The sequence below is a fragment of the Paracoccus sp. S-4012 genome (genome assembly GCF_009674885.1).
Classification (GTDB): Bacteria; Pseudomonadota; Alphaproteobacteria; order Rhodobacterales; family Rhodobacteraceae; genus Paracoccus.
Genome location: NZ_WKKA01000004.1, coordinates 216,085 through 229,413 on the forward strand (window position 1 = coordinate 216,085; position 13,329 = coordinate 229,413).

General features: G+C 71.0%; 9 protein-coding genes and 1 pseudogene. 3 read left to right on the forward strand and 7 right to left on the reverse strand.

All coding sequences use genetic code 11. The features are described 5' to 3' along the window. Positions 1–12 precede the first annotated feature (12 nt). Entirely contained in the window at positions 13–1,002 is a 990-nt protein-coding gene (locus tag GI374_RS07895) for a tellurium resistance protein (RefSeq protein ID WP_195759877.1), read from the reverse strand. Positions 1,003–1,153: 151 nt separating this feature from the next. On the opposite strand from GI374_RS07895, the gene GI374_RS07900 reads away from it, so the two are divergent. Then, complete coding sequence (locus GI374_RS07900; RefSeq protein WP_229582927.1) at positions 1,154–2,356, forward strand: OmpP1/FadL family transporter; 1,203 nt, start codon at positions 1,154–1,156, stop codon at positions 2,354–2,356. 646 nt (positions 2,357–3,002) lie between these two features. Here the strand turns inward: GI374_RS07900 and GI374_RS07905 are convergent. The 6 genes from GI374_RS07905 to GI374_RS07930 form a co-directional block, all read right to left on the reverse strand. Beyond that, complete coding sequence (locus GI374_RS07905) at positions 3,003–3,824, reverse strand: CHAD domain-containing protein (RefSeq protein WP_154336480.1); 822 nt, start codon at positions 3,822–3,824, stop codon at positions 3,003–3,005. 59 nt (positions 3,825–3,883) lie between these two features. Next, a complete protein-coding gene (locus GI374_RS07910; RefSeq protein WP_154336481.1) occupies positions 3,884–4,957 on the reverse strand; it encodes an ABC transporter ATP-binding protein in 1,074 nt (357 codons plus the stop codon). A gap of 9 nt (positions 4,958–4,966) precedes the next feature. Then, positions 4,967–6,697 (reverse strand): iron ABC transporter permease, encoded by a 1,731-nt coding sequence (locus tag GI374_RS07915; RefSeq protein WP_154336482.1) that lies wholly within the window; start codon positions 6,695–6,697, stop codon positions 4,967–4,969. Between the two features lie 53 nt (positions 6,698–6,750). Beyond that, positions 6,751–8,070 (reverse strand): ABC transporter substrate-binding protein, encoded by a 1,320-nt coding sequence (locus tag GI374_RS07920; protein WP_154336483.1) that lies wholly within the window; start codon positions 8,068–8,070, stop codon positions 6,751–6,753. A gap of 256 nt (positions 8,071–8,326) precedes the next feature. Beyond that, positions 8,327–8,752: a heme-binding protein gene (locus GI374_RS07925; RefSeq protein WP_154336484.1), complete on the reverse strand. Its 426-nt coding sequence runs from the start codon at positions 8,750–8,752 to the stop codon at positions 8,327–8,329. A 10-nt stretch (positions 8,753–8,762) separates the two neighbouring features. Continuing rightward, positions 8,763–10,910 carry a malate synthase G gene (locus GI374_RS07930; protein ID WP_154336485.1) on the reverse strand — a complete coding sequence of 716 codons (2,148 nt, stop codon included), beginning with the start codon at positions 10,908–10,910 and terminating at the stop codon, positions 8,763–8,765. A gap of 97 nt (positions 10,911–11,007) precedes the next feature. Here GI374_RS07930 and GI374_RS07935 point away from each other — a divergent pair, with 97 nt between their 5' ends. Both GI374_RS07935 and GI374_RS07940 read left to right on the forward strand, forming a co-directional pair. After that, a complete protein-coding gene (locus tag GI374_RS07935) occupies positions 11,008–11,784 on the forward strand; it encodes an IclR family transcriptional regulator (protein ID WP_154336486.1) in 777 nt (258 codons plus the stop codon). A gap of 132 nt (positions 11,785–11,916) precedes the next feature. Next, positions 11,917–12,975 (forward strand): annotated as a pseudogene (locus GI374_RS07940) (maleylacetate reductase). Positions 12,976–13,329: the final 354 nt, after the last annotated feature.

A 13,329-nucleotide genomic window follows, 5' to 3' on the forward strand; every position in this document is an offset into this window, starting at 1 on the left:
CGAAGTCCAGTGTCAGGCGATGGCGGCGTTGGTGATGACGGGCAGGCGTCCCTGATGCCACAAGCGCAGGATGCGGAAGGCGAGCGGCACCACGACGAGGGTCGTAGCGACCAGCAGCACGGCGGCCACCAGTTGGTCCGCCGCGCCGCCGCCGAGGCCGAGCAGCGCCACCCATTGCCCCGCCGTGGCGGCGAGCGGGAAGACTGTCACCCCCCAGAGGGGCGAGAATCCCGCCGCGAGCAGCCACCGCACACCCACGACCCCGGCGATCAGCAGCGCGAGCGCGGCGAGGCCGAAGGCCCAGGCAGCCGCCTCCCAGCCGAGGCCCGCCGCGACGGTGCCGAAGAGCGCCAGCGGCGCGAGATGGATCGCCAGCATCGGCCGCAGCGGCGCGGGCACCCGCGCGCGCAGGACCTGGCGCATGCTCACCGCGTAGATTGCCGCCGCCATCAGCAGCATCGGCCAGAACAGCGCCGCAGCCAGTCCCGGCCAGCCGAGGATCAGCGCCGCGGGCCCCGCGACGATGAAGCCCGCGAAGCTCAGGTGCCAGACCGGCGAGACGCGGCGCTGCTCCTCGGGGCCGGTCCGCAGCACGCGGATCAGCGCCGCGACCAGCACGAGGTGCAGCGCGAGGCCGAGGACCAGCAGCCCGCGCCCGGCGGCGGCGGAATAGAGGCCGGTCACCCCGGCAAGCGGATAGAAGGATAGCGCCGCCGCGGCGAGCCCGGCGCGGCCGGGCAGGATCGCCAGATCCTCGAGCAGCACGGCAGGCCGCCGCAGGAGCTTGCCCGCATAGGCGACCCAGGCAAACAGCGCAAGCCCGGCGACGGCGCCCGACGGCAGCCCCGCGGGACCGGGCGGCAGGCCGAGCAGGCGGCTCGCCTCCTCCCAGACCAGCGCGAGGCCGCCGAGGCCCAGCACGACCGGGAAGATCGCCGGCGGCACCCGGCGCCAGAGGCCGCGCGGGGCGGGTTTCAGGGGCGCGAAACGCAGGCGGGCCATGCGGCGGCGGCTCCTCTTCATCGCCGCGGAGGCATAGCCGCGGCGGCCCGCGCCCGCCACCCGGACGGCCCGCGGCGCCCAGCCGCGGCCCGCGCGTTGCAGCCGTGCAACGTTCTCCCTGCGCGTGCGGCGTCAACGTTGCGTCACGCGGATGTCACGATTGACCGGTTGCGCGGCGCAGGCGACCGTCAAAGGCGAGACCCGCGGCCATCCCCTCGCCGCGGGCGCGAGGGAGAGAGGCCATGACCCGCACGCTCTGCAGCACCGCCGCACTGCTTCTGACGACCACCGCCGCCTCGGCCGGCGGCATCGAACGCAGCCCGCAAGCCCTCAACATCCTGTTCGAGCCGGGCCGCGTGGTCGAACTGGGCTTCACCCATGTCCGGCCCGACATCCGCGGCACCGACGCCCGGTCTTCGGCGGCAGCGCCACCGGCGACACCTCGGCCAGCTACACGGTCCCGAACCTGTCCTACAAGCAGGACTTCACGAACAACATCTCGGCCGCAATCATCATCGACACGCCCTTCGGCCTTGATCTCGCCTATCCCGGCAGTTCAGTCGCCTTCGGCGGCACGAACGCGACCGTGGATACCGCCGCGATCACCGGCGTGCTGCGCTACAAGATGGACAGCGGCTTCGGCGCCCATGCGGGCCTTCGCTACCAGACCGCCGAGGCCGACCTCGAACTGACCGGCGCGGCTTACGGCGGCCTCAGCGGCTACAGCGCGAACTTCGATTCCGACTCCGCCGTGGGCTGGCTCGCCGGTATCAGCTGGGAGCGTCCCGACATCGCGGCGCGCGTGTCGCTGACCTTCAACTCCGCCATCGAGCATGATTTCGACACGACCGAGGCCGGCCTGCCCGTAGGCAATGGCGAGTCGGCCACCGCGGTCAAGACGCCGCGGTCCTGGAACCTCGAGTTCCAGACCGGCGTCGCGCAGGACACCTTGGTCTTTGGCTCGGTCCGCTGGGTGAAGTGGAGCGAGTTCCGCGTGAACCCGGTCGGCTTCACCTCTTTCGTTCCCGACGGCATCGTTCAACTGGAAGACACCACGACCTTCAACCTCGGCGTCGGCCGCCGCTTCACCGAGAACTGGTCGGGCCTGGCCTCGGTCCTGTACGAGACCGACAGCGACGGCCTCGTCTCGCCGCTCGCGCCTTACAGCGGGCGCAAGGGGATCACGCTGGGGGCGGTCTACACTCAGGGCAACGTGAGGGTGACGGGCGGCATCTCCTATGTGAAGCTCGGCGACACCGACACCCGGCCGGAGGTCCCGCCGGGGGTCGGCGCGGCGCAGATGCGCGACAACGAGGCGATCGCGATCGGCTTGCGCACCGCCTTCACCTTCTGACATCACCTTCTGACATCGGCCGGGAGGCGGCCCCAAGCCGCCTCCCACCCTCAAGCCGCCCGCCACGGCGGCGTGCCCGGCGGCAGCCGCCGCCCCAGGCGATCCGCGATCAGCGCGAGCACGCTCACCGCGGCGAGCGTCAGCACCGAGAGCGCCGCGGCGCCGGTCGAGTTGCCCTCTTACTGCAGCGACAATATCTGCACGCCGACGGTCTCGTTCCCCGCCGCCCCCAGGAGCGCCGCGACCGTCAGCTCGTTGATCGCCCTCATGAAGACCACGAGCGCGCGGGCAGCGCCGCGGGGCCGCGGCGAAGGCGAGGCGGCGCAGGCGCGAGACGCCGCGGGCGCGGGCGGCCTCGCCGAGCGCCGGGTCGGCCGCCGAGAGCGCGGGCTCGACCGGGCGCGGGACCTGCTGCAGGAAGCGCCCGAGATAGGCCACGAGCAGAATTCAGCCGGTGCCGTAGATCGAGACGCCGATCAGCGGCAGCGGCCGCAGATAGGCGAGGATCATGCCGATGGCGAGGACGGTGCCGGGCACGACCTAGGCCAGTCCACCGGCTTGAATATTTCGTGACAACGCCAGCCGCTGGCCAGTCATCGGTCCTCCTGACCGCCGCGCATGACGGATTCATGGCAACGAGACGGCGTCAGACCCACCACGGCCCCAGCTTCCGCAGCCGCGCCCAGTGCCCCTCGGCCGCCTCCATCGCCCGGTCCACGCGGCGCTGAAGCTCGGTGCCCAGGGGGGCGTCGCCGGCATGGACGAAGATGTCGTTGAGTTCGCCCAGGTCGTCCTGCAGCGCCTCCATCCGCCTGAGAAACCTTCGGGGCTTCGCGCCTTCGATGGAACCGGCAAAGAACTCCGTCAGGTAGCGCAGCGACTTCATGTCCTTGCGGAACTCGTGGCGCGGCTCGTCCTCGAGGCTGTGGAGCGCGGGGCCGTAGACCAGCGCCTCGGTCCAGGCGCGCTGCAGCGCGAGGGCCGCCAGCAGCCCCGCATCCGCCGCCGCCATGCGCCGGGCGGCGGCGTCGCCGCCCATCAGCCTGCCGCTGTCGAGCGCCGCCTCGACCTCGGCCGCGAAATCCGCCGCCCGCGCGGAGACGAGCGCCTCGCGCGTCCCGTCCCTGACCGCGCCCGCACGGGCGACAAACGCCTCGCGGTCGTCGCCCGTGCCGAAGGACAGGACCGCCACGTCGGCGTCGCGCAGCGGCCCGAGGATGCGGAAGAGCCCCCTCGCCCGCCGCGAGAGTTTGCGCGCCTGCTTGGCATCGAGGATCGGCGCGAAGCCGTCGAGCGCGCTCCGCAGCCGCCGCAGCGCCACCCGCGCCCGGTGCGGGTTCTCGGGCGCGTCGTCCTGCTGCAGGGCCGCGTGGCGGCGGGCAAAGACGTCCGCCTGCTCGCGCAGGATGCGGTCGAAAAGCGCCGCGGCGCTGAGGCGCGCGGGATCATTGCCGGTCTCGCGGTCCATGTCGTCACCTCGCCTCGGGGTCGGGCCCAGATTTGGTCCGCGCGGGCGGCAGGATCAAGTCAGATCGGCGCGCGCCCGCCGCTCTCCTCCAGCACCACCACGGCCTCCGGGTCAACCGCGAGGCTCACCGCCGCCCCCGGCTCCAGCATCGGCCGGGTGGCGATGTGGAGTGTGTCCACGACAAGCTGCGTGTCGGCGGCGTCCACGAAGTAGCGCACCTGGCTGCCGAGAAACTCGCGGTGGCGGACGACGCCGGGCAGGCGGTCCCGGCTGGCGGGCTCGACCGGGCCGATGCGGATCGCCTGCGGGCGCAGGACGATGTCGCGGGGGCCGGGAGGCGCCGTCAGCGCCAAGGTCGCGCCGCCGGGCAAACGAAAACCCTCGCGCGTGCCCTCGCCCTGCAGGATGTTCGCGGTGCCGAGGAAGCGCGCGACGAAGCGGTTCACGGGGCGGTCGTAAAGCGCCTGCGGCGTGCCGATCTGCTGGATCACGCCCGCGTCGAGCACCGCCATGCGGTCGGAGGTGGTATTCGCCTCCTCCTGGTCGTGGGTCACGAAGATCGTCGTCAGGCCGAGCTTCCGCTGCAGCGCCAGAAGCTCGCGCCGGGTCTGGACCCGCAGCCCCGCGTCGAGGTTCGAGAGCGGCTCGTCGAGCAGCAGCACCTTCGGCTCGATCGCCACGGTGCGCGCGAGCGCCACGCGCTGCTGCTGTCCGCCCGAAAGCTGCGAGGGCATTCGGTCGGCGAGCGGCAGCAGCCCCACGAGGTCGAGCGCGGCCTCGACCTTCGGGCCGATCTGGCGGCGGGGCACGCGCCGCTCCTCCAGCCCGAAGGCCACGTTGCGGCGCACCGAGAGATGCGGCCAGAGGGCGTAGGACTGGAACACCATGCCCACGTCGCGCTTCCACGGCGGCAGGCCCGCCACGTCGCGCCCGCCGATCAGGATGCGCCCGCGCGGCGCCGGGCCGAAGCCCGCGATGGCGCGCAGCAGCGTCGATTTGCCCGAGCCGGAGGGGCCGAGGAAGGCGAAGAACTCGCCCGCGCGGATCTCCATGTCGATGCCGGTGAGGACCTTGGTGTCGCCGAAACTCAGGTGCAGGTCCTCGATGCGGATGCCCACGGATTGCTCGTTCATTCGGGTTCCTCAATGGCTTCCGGTCGGGCGGGCACCGCGCAGGTGGCTGTCACGCTCGATCACGCGCTGCGAGATGTAGGTGGCGAGCGCCACGATGATGACCGCGATGATGCCGAGCGCCGCGCCCGCCCCCCGGCCCGAGGGCGACTGCATGAAGAGGTAGATGCCGTAGGAGAGCGGCGCGTCACGCTCGCCGCTGACGAGCATGATGGTGGCCGAGAGCTCCACCGCGGCGGTGGCGAAGCTGGTGACGAAGCCCGCGAGGATGCCGCCGGTCATCAGCGGCACGACGATCCGGCGAATGCTGCGCGCCTTCGAGGCGCCGAGGTTCTCGGCCGCCTCCTCGAGCGAGAGGCTCACCTGCTGCAGCGCCGCCATGCAGGCGCGCAGCGCATAGGGCAGCCGCCGGATCGCCAGCGCGATCATGATCATCACCCACCAGCTCGCCAGCGGGCCGACGCCCGGCAGATGGACGCCGTGGAACATCCGCAGGTAGCCGATCCCCAGCACCACCCCCGGCACCGCGAGCGCCGCGGTCGAGAGGTAGTCGAGCCAGCGCCGGCCCGGCAGCCCGGTCCGCAGCACGATATAGGCGACCGCGGTGCCGATCAGGATGTCGATCAGCGCCGCGCCCCCGGCATAGAGCAGCGTGTTGGTGATGTATTGCCCGGCCTGGCTGAAGACGGTGCCGTAATGCTTCAGCGTGAAGGCGTCGGGCAGCGGGCTGAAGGACCAGATGGTGCCGAAGGAGAGCAGCATGAGCCCGATATGCGGCGCGAGGACGAGGCCGAGGATCACGAGGATCACCACCCATGCCGCCACCCGCTCCCACGGCGAGAGCTGGCGCCGCGCAAGCCCGCCGCCGCCCTTCTGCACCGTCGCATAGTCGCGCCCGCGCATGACGAGGAACGACAGCCACAGCGACAGCACCGAAAAGGCGATCAGAATGAACGAAATCACGTAGCCCATCGGGTCGTTGATGCCGACGCCGGTGATCCGCATGTAGGCCTGCGGCGCCAGCATCGCCTTCACGTTCAGCATCAGGGGCGTGCCGAGGTCGTCGAAGACCTTGATGAAGACCAGCGCCGCACCGGCGATGTAGCCCGGCATCGCCAGCGGGAAGACGATCCGCCGGAACAGCCGCATCCCCGAGGCGCCGAGGTTCTGCGCCGCCTCCTCCATCGAGCGATCGATATTTCGCAGCGACGCCGAGAGGTTGATGAGGATGAAGGGGAAGTAGTGGATCGACTCGACGAAGATGACGCCGTTCAGCCCCTCCATGAAGGGGATCTTGAAACCGAACCAGTCGTTCAGCAGCAGGTTCACCGTGCCGTTGCGCCCGAACAGCAGCTGCATCGCCACCGCGCCGACGAAGGGCGGCATGATGAGCGGGATGATCCCGAGGCTCTGGATCACCGCGGAGCCTGCGAAGTCGAAGCGCGTGGTCAGATAGGCCAGCGGCAGCGCGATGAGGGTGGCGAAGACCACGGACATCGCGGCGACGTAAAGCGAGTTCCAGAAGCTCTCGCGGAACAAGGGGCTGGCGAAGAAGTCGCTGAAGTTGTCGAGCGTCAGCGCGCCGCTGCGGGGGTCGAGGAAGGCGACGTAGATGACCTGAATGACCGGCAGGATCAGGAACATCATCAGGAAGGCCGCGATCAGAATGCCGATCACGGCCAGCGCGCTGGGGCGGGACAGCCGCGGCAGCCGCGGCCGGATGCTGACGGTGGTGACGGTCATCGCCGCTCCTTCGCGTGCCGCGCGCCGGGCGGGCGCGCGGCGTCAGGCCGGGCTCAGTTCAGCGCGGCGGCCTGGTCGGCGAGTTCCCTGGCCCGGGCGTAGTTGGCGACGACCGCCGCGTCCCAGTCGCGCTCGACCTCGGCCTGGCGGCCGACGACCTCCACGTCCTCGGCGTCGCGGACGATGGTGAAAACGCCGGCGAAGGCGGGATCGGCGGCCTGCTCCTCGGTGATGGGCGTGGCCTCGATCAGCGCGCGGGCCTCGTCGATCAGCGCCTGCGCCTGGGGATTCGCGCCCTCGGGATGCGCCGCCTCGGCCGCCTGCACGGCGGCGACGGCCTCGCGCAGCTCGTTGAGGCGGTAGGTGATCATCACGTCGAAGAGCGAGTTCACGAGGTTGTAGCGCGCGCCCGACTTGTCCACGTCGAAGGCGATCGCGTCAGGGGCGAAATCCTCGGCGAAGGGATTCGGGAATCCCTCCGGCGCGTCGGCATAGACGGCCTCGTTCACCGGCAGGCGCATGATCGCGGGCTCGAGCAGCACCTGCTGGCCCTCGGGCGAGAGGACGAAATCCACGAAGGCCGCGGCCCCCTCCGGGTTCGGTGCGTTGGCGACCATGCCCACGTTGGCCGGCACGATGGCGGTGACGGAGGGATAGACCAACTCCACGGGGAAGCCGGTCGCCTTGGAGGACAGGCCGAAGAAGTCGATCACGATGCCGTAGCCGGCGGCGCCGGAGTTCACCGCCTCGGGCACCCCGAAGCTGCGCTCGGTCACGGTGTTCATGTTGCCCGCGATCCACTTCCACTTGGCCCAGCCCTCGTCCCAGCCGTCGCCCTGCAGCACGGTCTCGACCGTCAGATGCGTGGTGCCCGAGCGCGAGGGCGAGGACATGGCGACATGCCCGTTCATCTCGGGCGCCATCAGGTCTTCCCACTCGGCCGGGACGGGCAGGTCGTTGGCCTCGATGTAGCGGGTGTTGTACATGATGCCGTAGCCCGAGGCGGCGAAACCGAAATAGTGGCCCTCGGGGTCGTTCATCGGATAGCCGCCGATCTCGTCGGGGATGCCCTCGCGGTTCGGCTCGATCGGCGCCAGCAGCCCGTCGTTCTTCAGCACCTCGAAGGCGTCGGGGGCCGAGGCCCAGAAGATGTCGGTGGTGTTCGAGCCGCGCGTCTCCTGCAGGAATGACACGCCCGCATTGGTGTTGCGGTTGACGATCTCGAGCGTGTGGTCGGACTGCGCCGCCTCGAAGGCCGCCTTGAAGGGGTCGGTCATGTCCTTGGGGAAGGAGGTCACCACCGTCACCGGCGCCGCCCCCGCGGCCCCCGCCATCAAGCCGAGCACCGGCAGCAATAGGGCAGTCCTGAGCATTGCATCCCTCCCTTGTTCCTGCCGGGAAGGTTAGTGGGGGGAGGGGTGGATGCAACAGTTTTTCTGACGGTTGCGTGTCGCGCGAGAGTGACAGCGCGAGGGATCGGGGCGCGTGACCCGATCCCGCCTGAAGGGTGGCACTGGCGAAACAGAGGGGCCGCGCCTGCACGAAGGTGGGCGCGGACCCGTCCGCTTGGGCGGACGGGCGGGCGATAACGGCGACGCCTTGACCGGAGAGGGGCGCGCGGCCGTTCCCTTACTCCTGTGCCGCCATCCAGCGGTCCAGCCCCGCCTGCGCCACCGCCTGATCCTGCGCCGGCGTGCCCGACGAGATGCCGATGCCGCCCACGACCTCGCCCTTCCAGACCACCGGCAACCCGCCGCCCACGACCATCAGCCGCCCGCCGATGGCGGAGTTGATGCCGTAGGCGGGGGCGCCGGGCTGGCTTGCGGTGCCGTAGTCATGCGTGGCCTTCTTGGCCGCGGCGGCGGTGAAGGCCTTGTCGATGGCGATGGTGGTGGAGGTGACCTTGCCGCCCTCCATCCGCTCGAAGGCGATCAGCTGGCCGCTCTCGTCGGTGACGGCGATGCACATCGGCACGCCGATCTCCGCCGCATGGGCGGCCGCGCCCGCGATCAGCAGGCGCGCGTCGTCGAGGTCGAGGCGGGTCACGGTCTTCATCGTCGTCTCCTCAAGCAGCCTTGGCCACACGCCGCCAGGCGTGCAGCAGGGGTTCGGTATAGCCCGAGGGCTGCTCGGCGCCCTTCAGGATCAGGTCGCGGGCGGCCATGAAGGCGGGCCCGTCGTAGCCGGGCGCCATCGGGCGATAGGCCGGATCGCCCGCGTTCTGGCGGTCCACGGCCACCGCCATTCGGCGCAGGCTGTCCTCCACCTGCGCCTCGGTGATGATGCCGTGCAGCATCCAGTTGGCGAGGAACTGCGAGGAAATCCGCAGCGTCGCCCGGTCCTCCATCAGCGCCACGTCGTGGATGTCGGGCACCTTCGAGCAGCCGATGCCCTGGTCCACCCAGCGGACGACATAGCCGAGGATCGACTGGCAGTTGAGGTCGATCTCGCGCGCGATCTGCGCCTCCGACAGATTGCGGCGCCCCATCAGCGGCGGCGTCATCAGCGCATCGAAGCTGGCGCGTTCGCGGGTGGCAAGCTCCTGCTGTCGCTCGGCGACGTTCACCAGATGGTAATGCGTCGCATGCAGGGTCGCGGCGGTCGGCGAGGGCACCCAGGCGGTCGTCGCACCGGCCTGCGGGTGGCCGATCTTCGCGGCCAGCATCTCGGCCATGGCGTCGGGCTTGGCCCACATGCCCTTGCCGATTTGGCCGCGGCCCGGCAGCCCGGTGGCCAGCCCCGCATCGACGTTCCCGTCCTCATAGGCGGCGAGCCACGGCGCGTCCTTGATCTCGGCCTTGGGCAGCACCGGCCCTGCCTGCATGACGGTATGGATCTCATCCCCGGTGCGGTCGAGGAAGCCGGTGTTGATGAAGACGATCCGGTCCTTCAGCGCCCGGATGCACTCGCGCAGGTTGGCGGAGGTGCGCCGTTCCTCGTCCATCAGGCCCAGCTTCACGGTGCCATGCGGCAGGCCGAGCATCCGCTCCACCGCCGCATAGGTGCGGTCGGCGAAACCGGCTTCCTCGGGGCCGTGCATCTTCGGCTTCACGACATAGATCGAGCCCGCGCGCGAGTTGCGCGGGCCGTCGGTCTTCTGCAGGTCGTGCATCGCCGCCGCGACCGTGATCACGGCGTCGAGCAGCCCCTCCGGCGTCTCCTCGCCGCCGAGCAGGACGGCGTCGGTGGTCATCAGGTGGCCCACGTTGCGGACCAGCAGGACCGCCCGGCCCGGCAGCGTGAGCGTCGAGCCGTCCGGCGCGGTGAAGCTGCGGTCGGGATTCAGGCGGCGGGTCAACTGCCGGCCGCCCTTCTCGAAGGTCTCGGCAAGGTCGCCCTTCATCAGCCCGAGCCAGTTGGCATAGGCCAGCACCTTGTCCTCGGCATCCACGGCGGCGATGGAATCCTCGCAATCCTGGATCGCGGTCACGGCGCTCTCCAGCACCACGTCGCGCAGGCCAGAGGGGCTGGCCGCGCCGACCGGATGCGCGGGGTCGAAGACCAGTTCGATGTGCAGGCCGTTGTGGCGGAAGAGGAGCGAGCGGCGCTCGCCCTCGCCCGCATGGCCCGCGAACTGCGCCGGATCGGCAAGGGGCATGTCCGCCCCCGCGACGGTGGCGATGGCCGCGCCGTTCTCGACCCGCCAGCCGGTGACATCGGCATGACCGCCGCGCGACAGCGGCAGCGCCGTGTCGAGGAACGCCGCCGCCTTCGCCACCGCAGCCGCGCCGCGGGCCGCGTCATAGCCCTCGCCCGCCGGCGCACCCGGCAGCGCGTCGGTGCCGTAGAGCGCATCGTAGAGCGACCCCCACCGCGCATTCGCCGCATTGAGCGCGAAGCGCGCATTCGTCACCGGCACCACCAGCTGCGGCCCGGCGACCGCTGCGATCTCGGGATCGGCGGGGCCGGTCTCGACCGTGAAGGCCGGGCCTTCCGGCAGAATGTAGCCGATCTCGCGCAGGAAGCCCTGCCAGGCGGCGTTGTCCCAGGGCTGGTCGCGGCTGGCGGTGAGCCAGGCGTCGATCCGGCGCTGCATCTCGACGCGGACCTCCAGCAGACGGCGGTTCTCCGGCGCAAGCTCGCGCAGCAGCGCGGCGAAGTCGCGCCAAAAGGCCTCGGGGGTCACAGGCAGGCCGGGCAGCAGCTGTTCCTCGACGAAAGCGACAAGCTCGGGGGCAATCTGCAGTCCGGCGCGGTCGATGTGGTGCAGCATGATGTCCTCCATGGTTGGCGCGAGTCATAGCCGCGCGTCCCTCCGGGTAGCCAACACCGGCTGGAACTTTCCCACCATGCGGGATAGCCGTGCGAGAATGGAAAGCACCGGCACCGTCCAGTCCGTCGACCGCGCGCTCGGGCTGCTCGAGCTCATGGCCGCGCAGCCCGAAGGCACGCGGCTCTCCGACCTCGCCCGCGCGGCGGCGCTGCCGACCTCCACCGCGCACCGGCTGCTCACCACCCTCGAACGCCGCGGCTTCGCGCAGTTCGACCCCGTGAACACCACCTGGCATGTCGGCCGGCGCGCCTGGGCCGTGGGCGTCAGCTTCAGCCGCTGGCAGAGCTTCGTCGCCGCCGCCATGCCCTTCCTGCGCCGGCTGCGGGACGAAACCCGCGAGACCGCGAACCTCGGCGTTCTGGAGGAGGGCGAGGTCATCACCGTGGCGCAGGTCGAGAGCCGCGAGATCATCCGCGCCATCGCGCCGCCCGGCGGCCGCGCGCCGGTGATGAACTCCGGCATGGGCAAGGCCATCGCCGCCACCTGGCCCGACGCCGCGATCGAGGAGCTGGTCGCGCGGCAGGGCCTGCGCCCCCTCACCCGCCGCAGCCTGCGGAGCATGGACGACGTCCGCCGCGAGATCGCCCTGATCCGCGCGCGCGGCTACGCCTGCGACGACGAGGAGTTCACGCCCGGCATGCGTTGCGTCGCCGCCGTGGTCTGGTCGCCCTCGGGCGAGCCGGTCGGCGCGATCTCGGTCTCTGCCCTCGCCGGACGGCTGGGCGAGGCGGACATCGCCGCGACGGGCGCGCGGGTGCGGAGCCTCGCCGCTGAACTCACCACCGCCATGGGCGGGACCACGCCGGAGGCCTGAGGCCATCGCGCGCAGCAGCACCTCGCGCTCGCGCAGCGATTCGCTGGCGGGGCCATAGGCTTGGCGTTAGGGAGCGCCGCATGCGACGCGCACGGCCGGGCATGCCAGATCGAGAATGGAGCGGCACCGATGATGGAATCCTTCGTCTTTCCGGGTCTGACGACGCGGGTCGTCTTCGGGCGCGGCACCCTGGCGCAGGCCGGGGCCGAGCTGGACCGGATGGGCCATGGCAAGGTCCTCGTCCTGTCGACCGAAGGCCAGGCGGGCGAGGCGCGGGGGCTGGCCGACAGCCTCGGCGACCGCGCCGCCGGGCTCTTCGCGGGGGCCGAGATGCACACCCCGGTCGAGGTCACGGAGCGCGCGCTCGCTGCCTATGCGGCAAGCAGGGCGACGGCCGTGGTCAGCCTCGGCGGCGGCTCCACGACGGGCCTCGGCAAGGCCATCGCGGTCCGCACCGGGGCCGACCAGCTGGTGATCCCGACGACCTATGCCGGGTCGGAGATGACCGACATCCTGGGCGAGACCGCCGGCGGCGAGAAGACCACCCGCCGCTCGCCCGACATCCGGCCCGAGACGGTGATCTACGACGTGGACCTGACGCTGAGCCTGCCGGTGGGGCTGACCGTCACCTCGGCGATGAACGCGATCGCGCATGCGATGGAGGCCTTCTAAGCCCCCGACCGCAGCCCGGTGATCGAGCTGATGTGCCGCGACGCGATGGAGAAGTTCGCGGCCAGCCTCCCGCGGCTGATCGAGAACCCCTCGGACGCCGCGGCGCGGGGAGAGGCGCTCTACGCCGCCTGGTGCTGCTCGACCGCGCTCGGGCATGTGTCGATGGCGCTGCACCACAAGCTCGCGCATGTGCTGGGCGGGTCGTTCGACACGCCACACGCCGAGACGCACAGCATCCTGCTGCCCTATACGACGGCCTTCAATGAGGTCGCCGCGAGGGAGGAGCTGGCGCCGATCGCGGAGGCCTTCGGCGGCGGCTCGGCGGGCGGGGGTCTCTGGGACTTCGCGCGGAAGGTGGGGGCACCGGAGAGCCTGAGGGAGCTGGGGCTGAGCGAGGCAGACCTCGACCGCGCGGCGGAGCTGGCGGTGAGAAACAGCTATCCGAACCCGCGGCCCTTCGACGAGGCGGGGATCCGTGGGCTGCTGCAGGACGCCTGGAAAGGGCTCCGGCCGGCGTAGGTACGCGCCTTTGCGCGGGGATGCGATGATGGCTATGGAGCACGCATCCTACCGCTCGCCCGAAGGCTGACCGTCCCGTTACGGCCCGCCCGTCCGCCAAAGCGGACGGGTTCGCGCCCGCCTTCGTGCGTGCGCGGACCCTCTGTTTCGTCAACGTCACTGTTCCATGCGGGATTGGGTCACTCGCCCCAATCCCTCGCGCGGAAACGTTGGCTTTCCATGCGCCGGCGAGTGAATACCGCACCCGCCTTCGTCCCGCCTTATACCACCGAGCTATATTGCGCCCGACTCTCTGGATTTGACCCACGAGGCCTCCCTGCCCCATTCCTCCCCCCGGAACACGACCGGAGAGGA

Bases quoted from the DNA above. Each gene is read 5' to 3' on its own strand.
- GI374_RS07935 (WP_154336486.1), top strand. From the start codon at position 11,008: ATGGAAAGCACCGGCACCGTCCAGTCCGTCGACCGCGCGCTCGGGCTG.
- GI374_RS07905 (WP_154336480.1), bottom strand. From the start codon at position 3,824: ATGGACCGCGAGACCGGCAATGATCCCGCGCGCCTCAGCGCCGCGGCG.
- GI374_RS07930 (WP_154336485.1), bottom strand. From the start codon at position 10,910: ATGCTGCACCACATCGACCGCGCCGGACTGCAGATTGCCCCCGAGCTT.
- GI374_RS07895 (WP_195759877.1), bottom strand. From the start codon at position 1,002: ATGGCCCGCCTGCGTTTCGCGCCCCTGAAACCCGCCCCGCGCGGCCTC.
- GI374_RS07910 (WP_154336481.1), bottom strand. From the start codon at position 4,957: ATGAACGAGCAATCCGTGGGCATCCGCATCGAGGACCTGCACCTGAGT.
- GI374_RS07915 (WP_154336482.1), bottom strand. From the start codon at position 6,697: ATGACCGTCACCACCGTCAGCATCCGGCCGCGGCTGCCGCGGCTGTCC.
- GI374_RS07920 (WP_154336483.1), bottom strand. From the start codon at position 8,070: ATGCTCAGGACTGCCCTATTGCTGCCGGTGCTCGGCTTGATGGCGGGG.
- GI374_RS07900 (WP_229582927.1), top strand. From the start codon at position 1,154: ATGTCACGATTGACCGGTTGCGCGGCGCAGGCGACCGTCAAAGGCGAG.
- GI374_RS07925 (WP_154336484.1), bottom strand. From the start codon at position 8,752: ATGAAGACCGTGACCCGCCTCGACCTCGACGACGCGCGCCTGCTGATC.